At 65.4% G+C, this 21,002-nt stretch carries 15 protein-coding genes and 2 pseudogenes; 11 read left to right on the top strand and 6 right to left on the bottom strand.

What is annotated here, in order from left to right:
- Positions 1-3: 3 nt before the first annotated feature.
- Positions 4-819: pseudogene (locus EC839_RS25050) on the bottom strand (MCP four helix bundle domain-containing protein); the annotation flags it as partial.
- A 161-nt stretch (positions 820-980) separates the two neighbouring features.
- Between EC839_RS25050 and EC839_RS16985 the strand changes: the two are divergent.
- On the top strand, positions 981-2,171 hold the full coding sequence (locus tag EC839_RS16985; protein ID WP_007161803.1) for an MFS transporter: 1,191 nt from the start codon (positions 981-983) through the stop codon (positions 2,169-2,171).
- Here the strand turns inward: EC839_RS16985 and EC839_RS16980 are convergent.
- Together EC839_RS16980 and EC839_RS16975 are read right to left on the bottom strand one after the other, a co-directional pair.
- On the bottom strand, positions 2,168-2,434 hold the full coding sequence (locus EC839_RS16980) for a hypothetical protein (protein WP_007161804.1): 267 nt from the start codon (positions 2,432-2,434) through the stop codon (positions 2,168-2,170). The two genes, EC839_RS16985 and EC839_RS16980, sit on opposite strands and share 4 nt — an antisense overlap.
- A 50-nt stretch (positions 2,435-2,484) precedes the next feature.
- On the bottom strand, positions 2,485-2,937 hold the full coding sequence (locus EC839_RS16975; RefSeq protein WP_007161805.1) for a MarR family winged helix-turn-helix transcriptional regulator: 453 nt from the start codon (positions 2,935-2,937) through the stop codon (positions 2,485-2,487).
- Between the two features lie 176 nt (positions 2,938-3,113).
- Here EC839_RS16975 and EC839_RS16970 point away from each other — a divergent pair, with 176 nt between their 5' ends.
- Complete coding sequence (locus EC839_RS16970) at positions 3,114-4,346, top strand: MFS transporter (protein ID WP_039976114.1); 1,233 nt, start codon at positions 3,114-3,116, stop codon at positions 4,344-4,346.
- Positions 4,347-4,436: 90 nt separating this feature from the next.
- A complete protein-coding gene (locus tag EC839_RS16965) occupies positions 4,437-5,093 on the top strand; it encodes an ion channel (RefSeq protein WP_007161807.1) in 657 nt (218 codons plus the stop codon).
- Here EC839_RS16965 and solA read toward each other — a convergent pair.
- Together solA and EC839_RS16955 are read right to left on the bottom strand one after the other, a co-directional pair.
- Positions 5,090-6,259: an N-methyl-L-tryptophan oxidase gene (gene solA / locus EC839_RS16960; RefSeq protein ID WP_007161808.1), complete on the bottom strand. Its 1,170-nt coding sequence runs from the start codon at positions 6,257-6,259 to the stop codon at positions 5,090-5,092. The two genes, EC839_RS16965 and solA, sit on opposite strands and share 4 nt — an antisense overlap.
- A gap of 134 nt (positions 6,260-6,393) precedes the next feature.
- A pseudogene (locus EC839_RS16955) lies at positions 6,394-7,392 on the bottom strand (fatty acid desaturase).
- A gap of 634 nt (positions 7,393-8,026) precedes the next feature.
- Here EC839_RS16955 and EC839_RS16950 point away from each other — a divergent pair.
- Together EC839_RS16950 and EC839_RS24610 are read left to right on the top strand one after the other, a co-directional pair.
- Entirely contained in the window at positions 8,027-9,250 is a 1,224-nt protein-coding gene (locus EC839_RS16950) for an acyl-CoA dehydrogenase family protein (RefSeq protein WP_007161811.1), read from the top strand.
- Between the two features lie 104 nt (positions 9,251-9,354).
- A complete protein-coding gene (locus tag EC839_RS24610; RefSeq protein ID WP_007161812.1) occupies positions 9,355-9,489 on the top strand; it encodes a hypothetical protein in 135 nt (44 codons plus the stop codon).
- Positions 9,490-9,694: 205 nt separating this feature from the next.
- On the opposite strand, the gene EC839_RS16945 is transcribed toward EC839_RS24610, so the two are convergent.
- Positions 9,695-10,066 carry a response regulator gene (locus EC839_RS16945; RefSeq protein ID WP_007161813.1) on the bottom strand — a complete coding sequence of 124 codons (372 nt, stop codon included), beginning with the start codon at positions 10,064-10,066 and terminating at the stop codon, positions 9,695-9,697.
- Between the two features lie 337 nt (positions 10,067-10,403).
- On the opposite strand from EC839_RS16945, the gene EC839_RS16940 reads away from it, so the two are divergent.
- The 6 genes from EC839_RS16940 (at position 10,404) to EC839_RS24605 (ending at position 20,792) form a co-directional block, all read left to right on the top strand.
- Positions 10,404-11,525 carry a mechanosensitive ion channel family protein gene (locus EC839_RS16940; protein ID WP_007161814.1) on the top strand — a complete coding sequence of 374 codons (1,122 nt, stop codon included), beginning with the start codon at positions 10,404-10,406 and terminating at the stop codon, positions 11,523-11,525.
- A 348-nt stretch (positions 11,526-11,873) separates the two neighbouring features.
- Positions 11,874-13,457: a glycogen synthase GlgA gene (gene glgA / locus EC839_RS16935; RefSeq protein WP_039976118.1), complete on the top strand. Its 1,584-nt coding sequence runs from the start codon at positions 11,874-11,876 to the stop codon at positions 13,455-13,457.
- A 159-nt stretch (positions 13,458-13,616) separates the two neighbouring features.
- On the top strand, positions 13,617-15,422 hold the full coding sequence (treZ, locus tag EC839_RS16930) for a malto-oligosyltrehalose trehalohydrolase (RefSeq protein ID WP_007161816.1): 1,806 nt from the start codon (positions 13,617-13,619) through the stop codon (positions 15,420-15,422).
- Positions 15,419-17,485, top strand: a complete 2,067-nt coding sequence (malQ, locus tag EC839_RS16925; protein ID WP_007161817.1) for a 4-alpha-glucanotransferase — start codon at positions 15,419-15,421, stop codon at positions 17,483-17,485. The genes treZ and malQ overlap by 4 nt, the downstream gene beginning before the upstream one ends.
- On the top strand, positions 17,482-20,289 hold the full coding sequence (treY, locus tag EC839_RS16920) for a malto-oligosyltrehalose synthase (protein ID WP_132832914.1): 2,808 nt from the start codon (positions 17,482-17,484) through the stop codon (positions 20,287-20,289). The genes malQ and treY overlap by 4 nt, the downstream gene beginning before the upstream one ends.
- Positions 20,286-20,792, top strand: coding sequence for a DUF2934 domain-containing protein (locus tag EC839_RS24605; protein WP_007161819.1), 507 nt, complete (start codon positions 20,286-20,288; stop codon positions 20,790-20,792). Before treY ends, EC839_RS24605 begins: the two co-directional genes overlap by 4 nt.
- The last annotated feature ends 210 nt before the right edge of the window (positions 20,793-21,002 follow it).

Here is a 21,002-nt window from a genome sequence, read left to right as displayed (position 1 = left end):
ATTGCCCTGCATGCGCTCCAGCGCCAGCAGCAGCATGGCCGCCTCGTCGCGTCCCTCGGGCTGGATGTGCTGTCGCAGGTCACCGGCGGCGATGCCGCCGGAGATGTCCAGGGCCTGGCGCAGCGGCTGCACCACGCTGCGGGTCAGGCGCCAGGCCAGCAGCAGCAGGAGCAGAATGGCGCCGCCTATGACCGACCAGACGATGGCGCGGGCCTGGACGAACTGGGTGTTGGCCACCTCCTTGGCCTGGGCGGCGCCCTGCTTGTTCAATTCGCGCAGGAGTTGCACCTGCATGTCCATCAGATCGCCCTTGAGGCCGACCACGGTATCCAGCTGTACCCGCGCGGCCGGGATCTGCTGCTGCTCGATCAGCCGCACCTCCTCGCGCAGCCCTTCCACGAAGGGCTGGTAGGCGTCGTGCAGGGCCTTGATCGAATCGCCCTCGGTCGCATCGGTGACGACCGGCGCATAATCCCGGAACAGCTGATCGGTCTCGTTGACCAGTTGCTCCAGGGTGACGCGGCTCATGGCCACGGCGCCCGGATCCTCGGCATTGAGCAGCACCACCGAGGCCTGGTTGCGCAACTTGCCGAGGTTGATCGCCAGGGAATCGGCAATGGCGATACTGGGCAGCCAGTCCTGCTCCATGCTCAGGGCCTGGCGGCGCAGCTGCTGCATTTCCCACAGCGAAAAGCTGCCCAGCCCGGCGAGCAGCACGGCGGCGAAGGTAAAGGAACACAGCATCCGCGGGCCGGTCTTGAGCGTGCGCAACCAGGAGCGGCGGGACAGACGGCGAAAGGGGGCGAGGATACGAAGCATGGGGGCGTCACTGCATGAAGACGGTCAAGCACAGGAGCCTAGGCAAGCAAGATGTCGGACTGATTACAAAATGCCTTCATCCAGATAAATCTGACGATTGCGGCGAAAGATAACTGGGGCTAAGGTCCGCCCCTCCGTCCGCCAACCTGCCCGCCGCTGTCATGACTACCCCTACCGCCAAGGCTTCGTCCTTCCAGATCCTGCTGCTCGGCATCGCCCAGATCCTCGTCTGGGGCGGCTCCTTTTTCATTCTCGCGGTGCTCGCCGATCCGGTGGTCCGGGAGACCGGCTGGTCCCGGCAGTGGGTCTATGGCGGACTTTCCCTCGGGGTGCTGGTCTCCGGCCTGCTGGCACCGGCGTGCGGCCGGCTGATCGCCCGCCAGGGTGGCCGTACCTTGCTGTCGCTGAGCGGCCTGGGGGTGGCGGCCGGGCTGGTGCTGATGGCCAGCGCCCAGCAGCTGCCGGTGTTTCTGCTCGCCTGGGTGGTGATGGGCATCGGCATGGCCGCGGGTCTGTACGATGCGCTGTTCGCGACCCTGGGCACCTGCTACGGCACCCAGGCCCGTTCGGCCATCAGCGGCATCACCCTGGTATCGGGTTTCTGCACCGCCATCACCTGGCCCGTTGCCGCCTTCCTGGTCAGTCACCTCGGCTGGCGCGGTGCCTGCCTGGCCTATGCGGCCGTCCTGCTGCTGACGATCTGGCCGCTCTATCGCCGCGCCCTGCCCGCGCCGGCCCTCGCCACCCAGGCACCCCGGACCGGCCACACCGCATCGCCCGTGCCGGTCAACCGGGCGCTCTACACCGTGCTCACGGCCCTCTTCACCCTGGGCGCGATGCTGATGACGGCCATTTCCGTCCAGCTGATCACCCTGCTGCAGGGGCTCGGCTACAGCCTGGCGAGTGCAGTGGCGCTGAGCACCTGCCTGGGACCAAGCCAGGTGGCCTCGCGGATCATCGACCTGCTCAACCGCAACGGTCACCCGCTGTGGACGGCCCTGGCCTCGGTGGTCTGCACGGCCGCCGGCCTGCTGCTGGTGACCCTGGGGCCTGGCCTGGTCTGGGTAACGGTCGTGGGGCTGGTGATCTTCGGTGCGGGCAATGGCCTGCGGGCGATCATAAGGGGCGCCCTGCCCCTGGCGCTCTGGAATCCGGCGGAATACGCCACCGTCCTGGGCCGCATGGCGCGCCCGGCACTACTCGGCCAGGCGGCCACGCCCCTGCTCTGCGGGTATGTGCTGGAGCATCACGGCCCCCAGGCGGTGCTGGCCCTGCTCTGCCTGCTGGCGCTGGTCAACGTGGCCCTGGTCGCCTGGCTGATCAGGGCCCTGTTCGGCCGCGCCGCGGCCTAGTCGCAGGCGATTTCCAGAGGGACAAGGCGCAGCTTGATACCGGTGCGGCGCAGGGTAAGGATATCGCCCTCGCGCTGCCCGACCTCGTCGCCCAGGGTGCTGCGCAGCGTTTTCTCGTCGAGCAGCCGCGCATAGGTTCGGGGATCTTCCCCGTGGCAGCTTTCGGCGATATGCAGCTCGCCCTGCAGCAGCTTGCCCGCGGTGCGCCCGCTGCTGAGATCCACAAGCAGGTAATCCTGGTCGGGCTGATAGTTGAAGGTCATGCGAATTCCCCGGCGACTGTAGCCATGGGAACCGATCAGGGCGGGTTGGTTCAGGACGTCGGGTTGCCTTCCTCGTCCAGGCGGTTGCGCAACATGACCAGGGTCTCGCGCAGATCGTCCAGCCCGGCATCGCCCAGCGCGCAGACCTGCCGCACCCGGCTGTTGACGCCGTTGGCCTGGTCACGCAGCGAGCGACCCGCTGGCGTCAGTTCGATCGACAGGTTGCGCTCGTCTTCGGCACTGCGCCGGCGCGTGACCAGCCCGGCCGCCTCCAGGCGCTTGACCACGGGGGTCAGGGCACCGGAATCCTGCCGCAGCCGATTGGACAGCTCCTTGAGCGTGAGGCCGTCGTGCTCCCAGAGCACCAGCATGATCAGGTACTGCGGGAAGGTCAGGCCCATGCTCTCCAGCAGGGGTTTGTAGAGTTGCGTCATCGCCAGCGAAGCCGAATACAGGGAAAAGCACAGTTGCTGGTCAAGGAGCAGTGGATCTTTGGCTGTCATGGGATCTGCCATTACAAAACGTGAAAAGAGTGGAAGGTGCGAGCGCTTCAACGCGAGCCGAAAGGCCGCCTGGCTTGGGTTCGGTTGCCGGAAACATCCGGTAACTGGCACTGGATTCCGATACCACAGGATGCCACAGTGCGCGGCTGGACATAAATAATAAGGGTAATACCTGCATGGCCGTTTCCTCTGCCACGCCAGCCATTCCTGGCGAAACCTCCACCCCCGCCCTCACCGGCGCCTCGCCCATGGTGGCGGGAATCTTGGCCTCCTGTGCGCTGGCCCACCTGATCAACGACCTGATCCAATCCGTCCTGCCCTCGATCTATCCCATGCTCAAGGATAGTTATGGTCTGACGTTTACCCAGATCGGTCTGATCACCCTGGCCTTCCAGATCACCGCCTCGCTGCTGCAACCCTGGATCGGCTTCCATACCGACCGCCATCCTAAACCCTATCTGCTGCCCGCCGGCATGGTCTGTACCCTGATTGGTGTACTGCTGCTCGCCTTTGTCGGCAGCTTTCCCGCGATCCTGGCCGCCTCGGCGCTGATCGGCGTCGGCTCCTCGACCTTCCACCCGGAAACCTCGCGGGTAGCGCGCCTGGCGTCGGGTGGTCGCTTCGGCCTGGCGCAATCCACCTTCCAGGTCGGCGGCAATGCCGGCACCGCCATCGGCCCCCTGCTGGCCGCCGCCATCGTCATTCCCTATGGACAGACGCATGTCGCCTGGTTCGCGCTCTTCGCGCTGTTCGCCATCGGCGTGCAGTACGGGCTGTCGCGCTGGTATCGCAATCACCTGCGCAACGCCAAGGGCCGCAAGGCCGCCGCGGTCAGCCATGGCCTGTCGCGCGGCCGGGTGACCTTCGCGCTGATCGTGCTGGCGCTGCTGGTGTTCTCCAAGTACATCTACATGGCCAGCATCACCAGCTATTTCACCTTCTATCTCATCGAGCGCTTCGGCCTCTCGGTCGCCAGCTCCCAGCTGCACCTATTCCTATTCCTGGGTGCGGTGGCGGCCGGCACCTTCTTCGGCGGCCCCATCGGCGACCGCATTGGCCGCAAGGCGGTCATCTGGTTTTCGATCCTGGGTGCGGCGCCCTTCACCCTCGCCCTGCCCTACGTCGATCTGTTCTGGACCAGCGTGCTCAGCGTCATCATCGGCTTCATCCTGGCCTCGGCCTTTTCGGCCATCGTGGTGTACGCCCAGGAACTGGTCCCCGGCAACGTGGGCATGATCGCCGGCATCTTCTTCGGCCTGATGTTCGGCGTCAGCGCCATCGCCGCCGCGGGCCTGGGCAACCTCGCCGACCATCGCGGCATCGAATACGTGTACCAGCTGTGCTCCTACATGCCGCTGCTCGGAATCCTCACCCTCCTGCTGCCCTCCACCCGCCGCAAGGCGGCCTGAGGTGCAGGCCACGGGAGCGCGAGGCTCCCGTGGCGAAGCGCTTCGCCACCCGCTACGCTGGCCGCCCCCTGAACCTTTCGCCGAGTCGCGATGAAGAGTCCCCTGCACTACCTGGTCCGTTATCCTTCCGCCAACCTGCTGTTCATCCAGCTCCTCGGTCTGCTGCTCTACCCCCTGGTGGAACAGGAAGAGCATGGCCGCGCCATCATCGGCGCCTTCGGCATCATCGTCCTGGCCACCGCCCTGCGCATGGTGCGGCGCAGTCCGACCATCCAGTGGCTGGGGTTCATCCTCGCCGGCTGCATCCTGGTGCTCACGGTGCTGGTGGAATGGCACGGCAATCCCCACCTGGTGGTGTCCCTGGCCGTTCTCGATGCGGTCTTCTACTTCTATGCGGCAGGCAGTCTCATCGCCTACATGATGGAAGACCAGCGCGCGACCACCGATGAACTCTTTGCCGTGGGTGCGACCTTCACCCTGCTGGCCTGGGCCTTCGCCCACGCCTATTCGGCCTGCCAGATCCTGCAGCCCAACAGCTTCACCGCGGCCAACGACCCCCTGGCTGCGCGGACCTGGACCGAGCTGCTCTATGTCAGCTTCGCCATCCTCTCCGGCGTGGGCCTGAGCGATATCTATCCGATCAAGCCGATGGCGCGCTCGCTAGTGATGCTCGGCCAGTTCTCCGGTGTCATGTACATCGCCCTGGTGGTGACCCGGCTGGTCACCCTGACGGTCCGCAGCCGCTAGCCGAATCGCGCCAGGCCGAAGCTGCCGAGATCGATGTCGCTGCGTCCGGTGGTCACCTGCTGGGCGAGCGCCTCGCCCAGCGCGGCCGAATGCTTGAAACCATGCCCCGAGCAGGCGCTGACCACGGTTACGCCCGGCAGCGCCGGATGCTCGTCGACGATGAATCCAAAGTCCGGCGTCACGGTGTAGGCGCAGACCGCGCTGCACACCGCCCGGTCTGCAAGACCGCCAACCCACCTCCCCACTTGATCACTGAACAGTCTGCTCGATTCTTCCGGTTGGATCGACCGATCAATCTCTGTAGGGGTGGTATTATTTCGGTACTGCTCCGTGGCGACCTTGACGGCGTTTTCGCCTGGCAAGGGGGGAAATCCGTAGAAGAGATCGCTGTCGCCACTGCCGTGGGCGAGGATGAAGCTGGGTGAATCCGCCGGAAACAGTCCCGGTTTGGCGACTTCGAACCAGTGCAGCGTCTGCCGACAGACACGCAGCAGCCGGTCGAAAGGTGCGCCCAGCAATTCAGCGCTCCACATGCCGGCGGCGACGATGACCCGTTTCGCCCGCCAGCTGCCTTGCGCCGAATGCAGCCGCACACCCTGCTCGTCCGCTTCCAGGCGCTCGATGACGGTATCGGTATGGACCTGGGCGCCCCGCTGGCGCGCCCCGTCCAGTTGCGCCTGGATACAGGCTTCCGGATAGAGATAACCGCCGCCTGGTTCAAAATAGCCCAGGGCATCGTCTGCCACACGAAATTGCGGAAATCGCTGGCGAATGGCGGTGCCGTCCCAGGCTTCATGAGGGATCTCGTACTGGCGCGCCAGCTCCAGGGTGGCCCGGGTGAAATCCGGGCGGCCATGATGGGAGGTCGCCGTCGCGGTGGCGGTCATGATCAGCACCCCGCATTGCTCGAACAGCCGGGCGCCCTGCTCCGCCTCCAGCTCGCGCCAGAGCTGCTGCGAACGGATCGCCAGCGGTACATAGGCCGCGCCCTCGCCCACGGCCTGACGGGTGATGCGGGTGGCACCGTGGCTGGAGCCCAGCTCATGGGGTGGCGCATAGCGATCGATGCCCGCGACCCGGACCCCACGCTTCGCCAGCTGGTAGAGCGTGGCCGCTCCCATGGCGCCCAGGCCGAGCACGATCACATCGAAGGTGGAGTCCTGCACGCCTATCTCCTTGGAGCGCTAAGGGAGCTGGCACTCTAGCAGAGCCGCCAGAGCCATCCTGCGCAACGCCCTTCCCTGTCGACAGCTTGGTTTGTGAGGTGGATGCGGGAACGCACCGCACTATAGGGGTGGTATTACCATGGAAAGCAGGATACGCGAGGTCGCCTCTGATCCGCATACGGGTGCGCTGAACGCTGCGTGGCGGGATGCAGCGGCGCATCCACCGCCCGCCAGGCGAAACGTCGACCCAGCTCGCGATAGCCGGAAAACACGAAGCCTCCGCTGCGCGCCTGATAGGCACTGCGCCTGGCGCGGTAGACCCGCGGAATCAGATACCAGGGCAAGCCCGGCAGATCGTGGTGGACCAGGTGCAGGGTATTGTTGAGAAACAGCCAGCACAGCGCCCCGCCGCTCTCGTTGAGCACGCACCTTTGCGCCGGATCCAGCGCCGGGCGGTGTTCGTAGAAGGATCGGATCAGCGCCAGGGCCAGCGCCGGCCAGGCCACCCCCAGCACATAGACCGCCAGGGGCATGCCAGACAGCCCGTGGATCGCCAGGAGCAGCCCTGCGCAGAGTGTCAGGTGGATCAGCCAGACACCCAGCACGCCCCGCTCGCCACGCCGGCAGCGGCGGACTTCGAACTCCAGCATGCCGTGCAGCGACAGTACCGGTCCCACCAGGACACGCCCGAGCAAGGTCTTGTCCAGCCAGAGCAACGTGCGTCCGGCCTGCCCTCTTCGCTCCCAGAGCTCGCCATCCACATAGCGGCTCTCGGGATCGAGGTCCGGGTCGGTGAGGTTCTCGCGCCGATGGTGCGCCAGATGGCTGTCCCGATAGAGCGGAAAGGGAAATCAGAGGCCGAGGGGTGGATAGGCCAGCAGGGCATTTACCCGGGGCCAGCGCGTGGGATGACCGTGGATCAACTTGTGCTGCAGCGATTGGTGCAGCACGACGACCAGAATCAGCGGTGGCAGGGTCCAGTAGCCAAGCAGCGGCCAGGCCAGGACGAGCAGCAGCCAGCTTGCGTAGACCCCTGCGACCAGCCCCCAGGTCGGCCATTCGCTGCGGGCGGTGAACGTATGCAGGAGCAATTTGACCAAGCGGCGATGCCGCGTATCGAGATAGATAGTCACCACAGGGCCCTGATAACCAGAAATCAAAGCCGACCTTAGAAAAAAGGCATCTCGAAGTGAAATATCGTTAAGGCATTACTTCATGAACAAGTGGTTGTCCGCTGCCTTCAGCCATTCAATGGCTCGATATTCAATGTCTTGCCGCGATAATTTCGCAGCCCAGCTAACGCTTATTCAAGCGACCAATAAAATCATAAGCTTATAAAAAATTATCCATACCAAGACCCAACTGTTGCGGGAACAACACTTCTGCCAAGGAATATTTCCAGACATATCCTTAGCACTTTTGACAACTGGCCAATGGCTCGAAGTGCCTTCTAGACTTGGGCCAATTCTGCACTTGTAAAAAGTCCGCCATGCTTTTATCCAGCAAGATGCTCCGTACGGGTGAACCTGCGCCCACTTCCCCGATAAAGACGCATGCAAGGCCAGCGGGCGGGCAGCGAGACGAATGGGCTCCGTCCACCCGATACCGTCCCGCAGCGCGGGTATCGGTCATTAAGACCTTGGGCCGCCGTCTGCTGGCGGCGATCGCCCTGATCGGCCGCACCCGCGCCGCCCAGACCGAAATGGCCCGTCTCGGCCTCGCCTGTTCCGAATCTCTCCCGACAGCACTAGAAGGATCTCCTCTCCCATGAGCATCATTTCCGCAGGCTGGGGCGCCGGCCCTTCCGCGCGCCATGCCGACCTCTCGGCGCGCTTTCAGCCGCTGTTCCAGCGCATCCGCGCGGGCGCCATCGAACGCGAGGTGCAGCGGCGGCTGCCGGTCGAAGAGCTGGACTGGTTGAAGGCGGCGGGCTTCACCGCCCTGCGGCTGCCGGTCGAGCACGGCGGCGCGGGTGTCACCCTGCCGGAACTGTTCGCCCTGCTCATCGAACTGGGCGAGGCGGATTCCAATCTGGTCCAGGTCCTGCGCGGCCACATGGGCTTTGTCGAGGGCCTGCTCAACAGCGACGACCCGGCGCGCCGCAGCCGCTGGTTCGCGCGCATCGCTGCCGGCGAGACAATAGGTCCGGCGTCCAGCGAAGTCGGCGATGCCCGGCGCGCCGAGTTCAGCACCCGCGTACGCCGCGAGGGCGACACCCTGCTGCTCTCCGGCATCAAGTTCTATACCACCGGTTCGCTCTATGCCGACTGGATCGACGTGGGTGCCACCGACGAGGCCGGCAATCGCGTCATGGTCACCGTCCGCCGCGATGCCCCCGGCGTCGAGGTGGTGGATGACTGGAATGGCTTCGGCCAGACCCTGACAGCCAGCGGCACGGCGACCTTCAGCAATGTGCGCGTAGAGCCTGCGGACGTGGTGGCGGTGGGCGAGCGCTTCCGCTATTCGCCCGGCTTCTTCCAGGTCTTTCACCTCGCCAACCTGGCGGGCCTGGGACGGGCCATGAGCAGCGAGGTAGCGGCCGCGGTCGCCGCTCGCACCCGCACCTTCACCATCGGCAACGCCGACCGTGTCAGCCAGGATCCCCAGGTGCTGGCCGTGGTCGGCCAGGTGCGCAGCGCGGCCTACTGCGCCGGGGTGATCGCCCTGAAGAACGCCGAGGCCTTGCAGCGGGTGCATGACCTCAGGCAGACGGACGACCAGGCCGCCGAGGATCGCGCGGTGGCGCTGGCCGAACTGGAGGTCTGCCAATCGCTCAATGTGGTTACGGACCTGATCATTGAGGCCTCCGGACGCCTGTTCGACGCCCTGGGCGCCTCGGCCACGCTGAGACCCCAGGGGCTGGATCGCTTCTGGCGCAATGCCCGCACCCTCGCCTCCCACAATCCGCGCATCTACAAGGATCGAATCGTCGGCGACTTCGCGGTCAACGGAACCCCGCCGCCGCCGCAGTGGAAGATCGGCGTCGCCTAGACCGCCGAACCGACCGGAAACCCCGACGAGAGCCGCCCTGCGCCGCTGGCCGCCGCCCCCGGCGATGCTTTAAGCTCGCCGGCCTTACCCCCTGGAGCGGTGTCATGGAAAGGTCTCGCAGCAATCGTCAGGCCATGTGGAAGGCCATCAAGGATCCGCGTTTCATCCCGGTCGCGGTGGCGGCCGTGTGCATCGTGCTGTTCTTCGTCCTGGGGCTGATCGATATTCTGGGCACCTGATCGATCGCTTCAGGGCTGAGGTATCCCGCCACCGGAATAAGCCGTCAGGATGCCTCGCGTCGTGCATATAGACGGTCACCCGGAATCTGCGTCCGATGCAGATCCATTCAGCTCGGGCGGAGTGTCGCAGACAAAGTTCTGATTATCAGGGCACTGGATTAGCGCCAGCGAGAGCGGCCTGGAACCAGGCCGCGGAAGGCGGTAATCAGCCCTTGCGCTGATTGAGGAAGCGGAAGCAGCCGGCCAGCAGATCGTCGAAGCGCCAGGGCTTGGGCAGGTAGAAGATATCCGGGGCGCGCTCGGGCTGGAGTTCTTCGAAGTAGCCCGACGAGACGATGATGGGCAGACCCGGCAACTGCTGCTTGACGCGGCGCGCCAGCTCCAGACCGTCAATGGCACCCGGCATGCGGACGTCGGTGATCAGCAGATCAGGCGTCGGACGCGCACTCGACAGGTATTCCCAGGCTTGATCCGCGGTACCGAAGGTATGCACCTGAAAGCCTTCGCCTTCGAGCACCTCTTCCATCAGCCCTAGCAACATGTTCTCGTCTTCGACGACCACTACCACTGGTTTCATAAATCCGTCTCGATCTCCGCAGGTCCGCCATCTGACTGGACGTATCTCGTTGGGGCGCGAATTCTACTCCTATCCGGCGTCCGCTGCGCACTCTCCTCTGAGCTTAGACGCGAGGTGCGACATCCTGCCCCACTGATCGACAGAAAAAAGCCAGCACCGCACAACAGGCGCCCCACCTGTTGGGGTGGTATTACTGTCCAGGGATCGTTTGCCGGGCCTCCGGGGAACCGTGGCGAAGCCCCTCAGTCGGAAAACAGGTGTCTCGAAAGGCTCCCCGCGGTTCCGGCGCGTCAGCTTTTCTGGATCACGGGGAGCCGTCTGCCTGAGGAAATTGCGCATGACGGCCATCGACTGGACGGGTTGGCTCAACGCCCCCTGGATCACCACGCTGATCGCGGCGGGGGTCGCCCTGCTGATCAGCAGCGTCGCCCTGACCCTGGCGTTCGCGGCCATCCGCCGCCTGGCCAATCCCTTCCTGCTGGCGCGCAACCTGGTCAAGTACGCTGAGAAACCCGCGCGCCTGGCCGTGCCGCTGGTGGTGTTGCAAGGTGTCTGGAATTCCGCACCCGATGCCCTGCCGCTGTTGCGTGCCGTACAGCACCTCACCGGCCTGCTGAGCATCGCCGCCTTTACCTGGCTGGGCCTCCGGGCGGTCAAGGCCGTCGGCGCGACCATCGCCCTGCGCAACCCCGTGGACGTGGCGGACAACCTGAGGGCCAGGCGGATCCAGACGCAGAATCGGGTGCTGGTGCGCAGCCTCAGCTTCATCGTCCTGCTGGTGGGCATCGCCCTGATGCTGATGACCTTCCCGGCGGTTCGCCAGGTGGGTGCAAGCCTGCTCGCCTCGGCCGGGGTCGCGGGCCTGGTCGCGGGTATCGCCGCGCGGCCGGTCCTGGGTAATCTCATCGCCGGCCTGCAGATCGCCGTGACCCAGCCGATCCGGCTGGACGATGTGGTCATCGTCGAGGGCGAGTGGGGCCGCGTGGAAGAGATCACCGGCACCTACGTGGTGGTCCGCATCTGGGACGATCGCCGCCTGGTGGTGCCGCTGCAATACTTCATCGAGACGCCCTTCCAGAACTGGACGCGATCGTCTTCCAGCCTGATCGGGTCAGTCTTCATATGGGTTGACTATTCCCTGCCCCTGGCACCCATCCGCACCGAATTGGAACGCGCCTGTGCCGAGGTGCCCCATTTGTGGGATGGCCGTGTCTGCGTGCTGCAGGTGACCGATGCGTCCCACGATTCCATCCAGCTGCGCGTGCTGGTGAGCTCGGGCGATTCCTCCAGGAACTGGGACCTGCGCTGCTTCGTGCGCGAGCGGCTGATCACCTACATCAATCGCGAATTCCCCCTCTGCCTGCCCAAGCTGCGGACCGAACTTGGACGCCGTGACGCCCACTCCGCGCCACTATCCGACGAAAGGCAAGAGCCGGTCGTTCGTCAGCCAGAAGTCTGATTTTTCGGCCAATTGTCGCGATCAGGTGACCATCAAGCGGTTCACCTGACGGTAATTAAGAGATGCCGGGCCAAACCGCAACGGCTTCTGGGCATGCATCTGGCAATACGAAGCAAGACCGCAACATTCGAGCGGGAAACTTGTGACGTTGTCCGTGAGTCAGTGCGAGAGCAATCTGGAAATCCGCGAAGCAGTTCTCGCCCAGATCCAGACATCTCAAGAAGAGGTGACCGGCAAAAAGGCTGTAGCAGCTCGGCTGTAGGCGTTTTTGAACCAGGAGCATCGAGCTTCAGGAAAGAAGCAATCAGGTAAACCTCAGTCTCGAACTTGCTGCATTGGGAGCGCACTATGGCAAATGCCGTCGTGGGGAAATTTGGGGCTCTGGAGCCCGTTGAAACTGCCACTCGCACCACCAGATCCAGCTCTCTCCGCAAGCGCACGGACGAGCCTCAGCTGACGCTGAGCTCCGTCGTCGAAAGTCGTAAACGCATTCTTTTCGTGACCCCGGAAATTTCCGACTTCGTCAAGGCCGGTGGCCTGGGCGAGGTGTCGGGCGCCCTGCCGCGCGCCCTCGCCGCCTCCCACGACGTCCGGGTGTTGATCCCCGGCTATCGCCAGGTGATGGCCGCGATCAAGGATCGCGTGCAGATGGTCGGCCGCATCGCCGCCCGCGCCGCCATGCCGGCCTGCGAGATCGGTCGCGTCAACCTGGAAGACGGCCTGGTCGTCTATGTGCTGATCTGCCCCGAACTCTATGAGCGCCCGGGCAACCCCTATGGCGACCTGAACGGTGCCGACTGGGCCGATAACCACATCCGCTTCGGTCGCCTGGCCAGCGCTGCCGCCGATTTCGCCCTGGGCGACGCCTCCATCCGCTGGGTACCGGACTTGCTGCACCTCAACGACTGGCAGACCGGCCTCGCGGCTGGCTACCTGCGCTGGAAGGGTGCCAGCACCCCGTGCCTGACCACCATCCACAACCTGGCGTACCAGGGCCTGTTCCCGGCTTCGGTCATGGCCGATCTGGACATTCCCGCCCACGCCTTCCAGATGGAAGGCCTGGAGTTCTGGGGCAAGGTGTCCTTTCTCAAGGCCGGCCTGGTCTATGCCGACCACATCACCACGGTCAGCCACACCTACGCCCAGGAAATCACCACCGCGGAATTCGGTTGCGGCCTCGAAGGCCTGCTGCAGGTCAAGGCCCGTGACGGCAAGCTGACCGGCCTGCTCAATGGCATCGACGATGGCTGGAGCGCCTGCAGCGACCCGCACCTGTGCCAGCAGTTCACCGAATCGGACTGGGACGGCAAGGCGGTCAACGCCGCGCGCATTCGCGAGGAATTCGGCCTGGAACCCTCCAACGGCCCGCTGTTCGCCGTGGTTTCTCGACTGGTCCAGCAGAAAGGCATCGACCTGACCATCGAGGCGGCCGATCACATCGTCGCCCGAGGTGGCCAGCTGATGATCATCGGTTGCGGCGAGCCGCACATCGAGCGTCAGGTACGGGCCCTGGCCCTGCGCCATCCCGGCCGCGTCAGTGCCCACATCGGCTTCTGCGAGACCGAGGCACGGCGCATGTACGCCGGGAGCGACTTCCTGCTGATGCCCTCGCGCTTCGAGCCGTGCGGTCTGAGCCAGATGTATGCCCAGCGCTTCGCCTCCCTGCCGATCGCCACCCGCACCGGCGGCCTGGCCGACAGCATCGAGGACGGCACCACCGGCTTCCTGTTCGCCCCGCTGTCGCTGGAAAACTACATCGGCGCCATCGACCGCGCCCTGGGTGTGTTCGAACGCCAGGACCTCTTGCTGGCCATGCGTCACCGCGCCATGCAGGGCCCGTTCTTCTGGTCCGAATGCGCCAAGCCCTATGCCTCACTGTACCTCGATCTGCTCCAGACCACCGCTCACCAGGAGCGTCAGGCCGGCGCCTGAGGCGCAACCTGACTACCAAGCGCTTTTCCCTCGCCAAAAGGCCGACGAAAAGCGCTTTCCCCGCCCAACTTTGAGCAACTCTCACCGGTCATAACAGCAACTGCGGCCAACTGGGCCGCAGCGTCTTTTCTGCCGTCCGGTTTCGGGAGTTCTCTATCCATGACTGATATTTCGCGCGACGCAGCCGCGGTGACCGGGGGCTATGCCTGGCAGACCCGTGCCGGTGCCACCCTGGTGAGCAAGGAACGCACCCTCTTCCACTTCTGGGCGCCCAGCGCCGACGCCGTGTCGGTGGTCCTGGAGGGTGGCATGACCCTTCCCATGGAAGCCGAGCAAGACGGCTGGTTCGCGGTGGAGGCCCAATGCGGTGCCGGCACCCGCTATCGCTACCAGATCAAGGACCTGCTGGTCCCCGACCCGGCCTCTCGCGCCCAGGCCGGCGATGTGCACGAGCCCAGCATCGTCATCGACCCGACCACCTACCACTGGCAGACCGTCGAGTGGCAGGGCCGCCCCTGGCACGAGAGCGTCATCTATGAATTGCACGTCGGCACCCTGGGTGGCTTCGCGGGCGTCGAGAAGCTGGTGCCGCGCCTGGCGGCACTGGGCGTCACCGCCATCGAACTGATGCCGCTGTCGGAATTTCCCGGCGATCGCAACTGGGGCTATGACGGCGTCCTGCCCTACGCGGTGGAGGCCTCCTATGGCACCCCGGACGACCTCAAGTCGCTGATCGACACCGCCCACGGCCATGGCGTCATGGTCTACCTGGACGTGGTCTACAACCACTTCGGCCCGGACGGCAACTACCTGCACGCCTATGCCGAGCGCTTCTTTCGCGAAGACATCCATACGCCCTGGGGCGCCGCCATCGATTTCCGCCAGGACGCGGTACGCCGCTACTTCATCGACAACGCCCTGATGTGGCTGATGGAGTATCGCTTCGACGGCCTCAGATTTGATGCCGTCCACGCCATCAACGACAAGGGCTTCCTCGAAGAGATGGCCGAGGAGATTCGCAGCACCGTCGAGCCGGGTCGCCACATCCACCTGATGCTGGAAAACGAAGACAACACGGCCACACTGCTGGGTGGCAAGCACTACAACGCGCAGTGGGCGGACGATTGGCACAACGTCATCCACCCCATGCTGACCGACGAGAACGAAGGCTACTACCAGGACTTCACCGAGGACGCCACGGCCAAGCTGGTGCGCTGCCTGGGCGAGGGCTTCATCTACCAGGGCGAGCAGACCCGCCATGGCAAGGCCCGCGGTGAACCCAGCAAGGACCTGCCGGCCTCGGCGTTCGTCATCTTCCTGCAGAACCACGATCAGGTCGGCAACCGCGCCTTCGGTGAACGCCTGACCCGCCTGGCACCCGAGCCCGCGCTAAAGGCCGCCACCGCCCTGCTGCTGCTCAGCCCGATGATTCCGCTGCTGTTCATCGGCGAGGAATGGGGCAGTCGCCAACCCTTCCTGTTCTTCACCAGCCACAACGACGAGCTGGCCGAACTGGTCCGCGATGGCCGGCGCAACGAATTCAAGGATTTCGATTTCTTCACCAGCGAAGAGCATCGCCAGCAGATCCCCGATCCGAACGCGCCCAAGACCTTCGAAGACTCCAAGCCCAATTTCGGCGAAGCCGATCAGCCCGATCACGCCGCCTGGCTGGGGCTGTATCGCGAGCTGCTGGAGATCCGCCGCCGCGAACTCTTCCCGCGGCTGGAAGGCGCTCGTCCCCTGGGCGCCGAAGGCCTGGCCGAGCGCGCCGTGCGGGCACGCTGGAGCCTCGCCGACGGTAGCCGCCTGACCATCGAACTCAACCTGAGCGACAAGGCCGTGCCGGTGGACGAGGCCCCTCGGGGCGAGCTGCTGCACAGCAGTGACGCCAGCGCGACGCCGACCCGCCAGGACGGCACCCTGGCCGCTCATTCGGCACTGGTCTGGCTGGAGAAAAAGGCATGAGTGGCGATCGTCTGGAACAACTGGCGGAGGCCGCGGGCATCGCCATCGAATGGACCGCCTACGACGGCAAGCGCCAACGGGTGAGCCCCGAGGCCCTGCGCAATCTGCTCAAGGCCATCGAGTTGCCGGCGGACAGCGACGACGAGATCGACAGCAGCCTGCGCAAGCTGGCCGAGGTGGGCGACAAGCATCATCTGCCGCCGCTCATCACTGCCGTGGTCGGCAAGCCGGTCGGGGCGCCGGACCAGTTCAAGCGTGGCGTCCGCTACCAGGTGCAGCTGGAAGACGGCGAGCGTCTGGACGGTCAGGTCGACGAGCGCGGACAGCTGGCACCGATCAGCGCCGCCGGTTATCACCAGGCCGAGGTCGATGGCGAAGCCCTGACCCTGGCCGTCGCGCCGGAACGCTGCTTCACCATCGCCGATGCCACCAGCAACGAGCAGGCCCGCCTCTGGGGGCTGGCCGTGCAGCTCTACAGCCTAAGGCGCGAAGGGGGCAGCGGCGCCGGCGATCTGCAGGGCCTGGTGCAGTTTGCCAAGGCCGCGGGTAGCAAGGGCGCCGACGCCCTGGCCATCAGCCCGCTGCACGCCATGTTCAGCGCCGACGGCAGTCGCTACAGCCCCTACTCGCCGTCGAGCCGGGTGTTCTTCAACGTGCTCTATGCCGCGCCGGAGCTGGTACTAGGCGCCGAGCCGGTGCGCCAGGCCATGCAGCGCGCCGGCCTGCAGGCCGAAGCCGAGCGCCTGGAGCAGCTGGAACTGATCGACTGGCCGGCGCTGGCCAGGCTACGGCTGCGCCTGCTGCGCACCCTGCACCTGGATTTCCGCACCGCCGGCGGCGAGCTGCGCGAGCGCTTCGAAGCCTTCCGCCGCGACGGTGGCGACGCCCTGGAAAACCATTGCCGCTTCGAAGCCTTGCATGCCTCCTTCACCCAGGGCGATGCCTCGCCCAGCTGGCAGCATTGGCCCCAGCAGTATCGCGATCCCAAGAATCCGGCCGTGGCCGAATTCGCCGAACGCCACGCCCAGGATGTGGAGTTCTATGCCTTCACCCAGTGGCTGGCCAGTGAAGGGCTGTCCGCGGCCCAGGCGCAGTGCCGCGAAGCGGGCATGAAGATCGGCCTGATCGCCGATATCGCGGTGGGCGCCGACGGTGGCGGCAGCCAGGCCTGGAGTCGTCAGGAAGAGCTGCTGGCCTCGGTCACCGTGGGTTGTCCACCGGATCTGCTCAACCAGAAAGGCCAGGGCTGGGGCATTTCCGCCTTCTCCCCCACTGGCATGGTCAAGCATGGCTTCCGCGCCTTCATCGAGATGCTCAGGGCAAACTTCGCCCATGCCGGCGGCGTGCGCATCGACCATGTGATGGGACTGCAGCGTCTCTGGCTGGTGCCCGAGGGTGCCTCCCCGGCCGACGGTGCCTACCTTTCCTATCCCATCGACGATCTGCTGCGGCTGGTGGCGCTGGAATCCTGGCGTTATCGCTGCGTGGTCATGGGTGAAGACCTCGGCACCGTACCCGAGGGCTTTCGCGAGCGACTGGCCGAGCGCGCCATCATGGGCATGCAGGTGCTGTTGTTCGAGCGCGATGGCGAGGCCTTCAAGCCCGCTGCGCAGTGGTCGGACACGGCCATGGGCATGCCCACCACCCACGACCTGCCGACCCTCACCGGCTGGTGGCAAGGCCGTGACGCCGACTGGCAGGAAGAACTCGGTCTGCTGCCCGATGGCACCTCGCGCCAGGACCGTCTCGACGAGCGGGCCAAGGATCGTCAGCAGCTGGCCAAGGTGCTGGAGCTGGACGACACCCGGGAAAGCAACGTCGAGTCCGCCGTCGATGCCGCCATCGACTTCATCGGCCGTACCCCGGCGCCCCTGATCATCCTGCCGGTGGAAGACGCCCTGGGTCAGCTGGAGCAGGCCAACCTGCCCGGCACCACCAACGAACACCCCAACTGGCTGCGCCGCTGGGACGACCCCGCCGAGCGGCTGCTGGATGCCGCTACCCCTGAACGACGCCTACGCGTGCTGAGCACTGCTCGTAACAATCCGGAGAACACTCGATGAGTCGCTTGCGCGCTACCGTACGCCTGCAGTTCCATAAGGACTTCACCTTCGACGACGCCCTGCCCTTGGTGGAGTACTACGCCAAGCTGGGAATCAGTCATTTCTATGCCTCGCCCATCACCACCGCGCGCGCCGGTTCCGTGCACGGCTATGACGTGGTCGATCCGACCCGGGTCAACCCGGAGCTGGGCGGCGAAGAGGCACTGCGGCGCCTGGTCGCCCGCCTGCGTGAACACGGCATGGGCCTGATCGCCGACTTCGTGCCCAACCACACCAATGTGGGCGGCTCGGAGAACGCCTGGTGGCTGGACATCCTCGAATGGGGTCGCCAGAGCCGCTATGCCGGCTTCTACGACATCAACTGGTACGGGCCCGACCCGGATCTGCAAGGCCAGGTGCTGCTGCCCTTCCTCGGCGACGCCTATGGCAACGTGCTGCAGGCCGGCGAACTCAAGCTGGTGTTCGACGCCGAACAAGGCGCCTTCCGCGTCGAGTACTACGCCCACCACTTCCCGATCAATCCGGGTACCTACGGTCAGATCCTGCGCGAAAGCGACCTGCCCCAGCTGAGTCTGTTCGCCGATGCCTTCTCGGCACGGGCCAAGGACCTGGAAGAAGCCCGCGGCGCCCAGCGCCAGCTGGCCGATGCCGCCAAGGATCCCGCCGTCGCCGCCGCCATCGACAAGGCGGTCGCCGCCTTCGACGGTAGCCAGCCGGCCAACCAGGAGCGGCTGCACGCCCTGCTGGAGAGTCAGCACTATCGCCTGGCCAGCTGGCGCACCGCTTCGGACGACATCAACTGGCGGCGGTTCTTCGACATCACCGAACTGGGCGGCCTGCGCATGGAGCGCCACGAGGTGTTCGAGGAAACCCATTCGCTGATCTTCCGCCTGATCAGCGAAGGCCTGCTCGACGGCCTGCGCCTGGATCACATCGACGGCCTGGCCAATCCGCGCGCCTATTGCCGCAAGCTGCGCCGTCGCGTCGACGACCTCTGCGCCAGCCGCAGCGGCGGAGCGCCGGAAGACGGCTTCCCCATCTACATCGAGAAGATCCTCGCCGAAGGCGAGCAGCTGCGGGAAGGCTGGGGCATCGACGGCACCACCGGCTACGAATTCATGAACGAGGTCTCGGCGGTGCAACACGCCGCCAGCGGCGAAGCCCCGCTGCGCCAGTTCTGGGCCGAGCGGACCGGCCGCACCGAGGACTTCCTCGAAGAGGTGCGGGAAGCGCGCCGCCTGGTGCTCACCACCGCGTTGAACAGCGAATTCGAATCGGCCGTGCATACCCTGCACCTGCTGGCCCAGCAAGACTGGCGCACCCGCGACACCAGCCAGGGCGCCATCCGCCGGGTGCTGCTGGAGCTGATCGTGCAGTTCAAGGTCTATCGCAGCTACGCCGGCGCGGCAGGCTTCGTCGGCAACGACGCCCAGTGGTTCGATACCGCGCTGGAAGCTGCCCGCCCCCATGTCAGCGAGGCGGAGCAACCGCTGCTCGAACAGCTGCGCGCCTGGCTGGGTGGCGACGCCCCGCGTTACAAGTCCGTGGGCAGCGTGGCCCGGCGCGAGCAGCGCCGTGCCATCACCAAGTTCCAGCAACTCACCTCACCGATCGCCGCCAAGGCGGTGGAAGACACGGCCTGCTATCGCTCCGCGCCGCTGCTGTCGCGCAATGACGTGGGCTTCGATCCGCAGCATTTCGCCCAGCCGGTCAGTGCCTTCCACCAGGCCAGCGGTTGGCGTGCCGAGCACTTCCCGCGCAACATGCTGACCACCGCGACCCACGACCACAAGCGTGGCGAAGACACCCGTGCGCGCCTGGCAGTCGTGTCGGAACGCCCTGACGCCTACATTGCCCAGGTCAGTCGCTGGATGGAACAGGCCGCCCCCCTGCGCGGCCAGTGGAACGATGCCCCGGCGCCGACCCCGGGCGATGAACTGATGCTCTACCAGACCCTGCTCGCCAGCTGGCCGCTGCATCTCCAGGCCGATGACCAGAAGGGCCTGGAGGCCTATCTGGAGCGACTGCTGCAGTGGCAGGAAAAGGCCCTGCGCGAAGAGAAGCTGGAGTCCGACTGGTGGGCGCCGAATGGCGACTACGAGGCGGCCTGCAAGGCCTTCCTGGAAGGTCTGCTCACCGACGACAACTACCGCGCCCTGCGCGGCGAGATCGTCACCGCGGTCCGCGAACTGGCTCCGGCCGGTGCGCTGAACGGCCTGGCGCAGATGCTGCTGCGCAATACCGCGCCCGGCGTGCCCGACCTCTACCAGGGCGGTGAATTCTGGGATTTCAGCCTGGTGGAGCCCGATAACCGCCGTGCCGTGGACTACGCCCCGCGGCAGCAGGCGCTGGCCAAGCACGCCTCCGTCGAGGCTGCCTTAGATGCCTGGCAGAACGGCGAGATCAAGCAGCAGGTGTTGGCTGCCGTTCTGCAATTGCGCAAGCAGCAGCCGCAACTGTTCACCGAAGGTCGCTACCTGCCCCTGACCGTCGTGGGGGCCCAGGCCGATCAGGTGCTGGCATTCGCCCGTACCTGGGAGCAACAGGCAGTGATCGTCATCGTGCCGGTGCATGCCTCCGACCTCATGCAAAGCGACGGAAGTCTGCGCTTTTCTGCAGAGGCTTGGCAGGACACCCGGATAAAACTCCCGGAAACCTTGTCCATGTACCGTTTTGGGGAAACTTTTGCCCCGGCATCTGTCCATGACCAGAAGAAAGAGCTTTCTGTCGGCGAGGTTCTGGCACGTTTTCCGCTTGGATTGCTCAGCACACAAGACATCACTCAAGGAGCCGCACCGCAATGACCCAAAAAGACGAACGCATCCAGCAGCTCGCCTATCAGATCTGGGAGTCTGAAGGACGGCCGGCCCACGAACACGACCGCCACTGGGAGATGGCGACTCGACTGTACGAAGCCGAACAGGAAGGCGTGGCCAAGAAGACCGCGGCCAAGAAGCCTCGCGCGACCAAGGCTGCTGCAGCGAGCGCGGACAAGCCCGTCGCCAGCAAGCCCCGCACCACCGGCAAGACCAAGAGTGGCAGCGAGAAGGCCGCTACCGAAGCCGCAGCGGCCGGTGAGTCGGTAACCGAGAAGGTGGAATCGGCGGCCAAGAAGGTCGCCTCCAAGGTCAAGCAGGCGGTCAAGCCCAGTGCAGGCAAGACCGGCGCGAGCAAGACCTCCGCCAGCAAGGCCAAGGCCGATGCCAACGTCGAGGCTACCGGCGTAGGTGTGGCACCGGCCACGCCGAAGAAGCCGCGCGCGTCCCGCGCCAAGGCAGCCACGGCCAAGCCCGCCGCCACCGAGTGATGTGATGTTTCGGCCTGGCCGTTCGGCCAGGCCTTCCCCTGCCGCCTCGCTGCGGTGTCTGCGTTATTGTCGTTTTCCTGATTTTTTCTTGAAAAAACAACGCTTTGTCGGTTCGCCATCAGGGCTCGGAACTGCGCTGCGTCGGGCCTTTCATATGCAGGTAGCCGGATCTGTATCGATTCAGCCACCGGCAGGTATTGAGAGCCGAGT

Source organism: Pseudomonas sp. JUb52, from assembly GCF_004341115.1.
Lineage (GTDB): Bacteria > Pseudomonadota > Gammaproteobacteria > Pseudomonadales > Pseudomonadaceae > Chryseomonas > Chryseomonas oryzihabitans.
The sequence above is the reverse complement of the archived record's forward strand: the minus strand, read 5'-3'. Positions and strand labels throughout refer to the sequence as shown.

Coding starts and splice junctions, on each gene's coding strand:
- EC839_RS16985 (WP_007161803.1), top strand. CDS start 981: ATGACTACCCCTACCGCCAAGGCTTCGTCCTTCCAGATCCTGCTGCTC.
- EC839_RS16980 (WP_007161804.1), bottom strand. CDS start 2,434: ATGACCTTCAACTATCAGCCCGACCAGGATTACCTGCTTGTGGATCTC.
- EC839_RS16975 (WP_007161805.1), bottom strand. CDS start 2,937: ATGACAGCCAAAGATCCACTGCTCCTTGACCAGCAACTGTGCTTTTCC.
- EC839_RS16970 (WP_039976114.1), top strand. CDS start 3,114: ATGGCCGTTTCCTCTGCCACGCCAGCCATTCCTGGCGAAACCTCCACC.
- EC839_RS16965 (WP_007161807.1), top strand. CDS start 4,437: ATGAAGAGTCCCCTGCACTACCTGGTCCGTTATCCTTCCGCCAACCTG.
- EC839_RS16950 (WP_007161811.1), top strand. CDS start 8,027: ATGAGCATCATTTCCGCAGGCTGGGGCGCCGGCCCTTCCGCGCGCCAT.
- EC839_RS24610 (WP_007161812.1), top strand. CDS start 9,355: ATGGAAAGGTCTCGCAGCAATCGTCAGGCCATGTGGAAGGCCATCAAG.
- EC839_RS16945 (WP_007161813.1), bottom strand. CDS start 10,066: ATGAAACCAGTGGTAGTGGTCGTCGAAGACGAGAACATGTTGCTAGGG.
- EC839_RS16940 (WP_007161814.1), top strand. CDS start 10,404: ATGACGGCCATCGACTGGACGGGTTGGCTCAACGCCCCCTGGATCACC.
- glgA (WP_039976118.1), top strand. CDS start 11,874: ATGGCAAATGCCGTCGTGGGGAAATTTGGGGCTCTGGAGCCCGTTGAA.
- treZ (WP_007161816.1), top strand. CDS start 13,617: ATGACTGATATTTCGCGCGACGCAGCCGCGGTGACCGGGGGCTATGCC.
- malQ (WP_007161817.1), top strand. CDS start 15,419: ATGAGTGGCGATCGTCTGGAACAACTGGCGGAGGCCGCGGGCATCGCC.
- treY (WP_132832914.1), top strand. CDS start 17,482: ATGAGTCGCTTGCGCGCTACCGTACGCCTGCAGTTCCATAAGGACTTC.
- EC839_RS24605 (WP_007161819.1), top strand. CDS start 20,286: ATGACCCAAAAAGACGAACGCATCCAGCAGCTCGCCTATCAGATCTGG.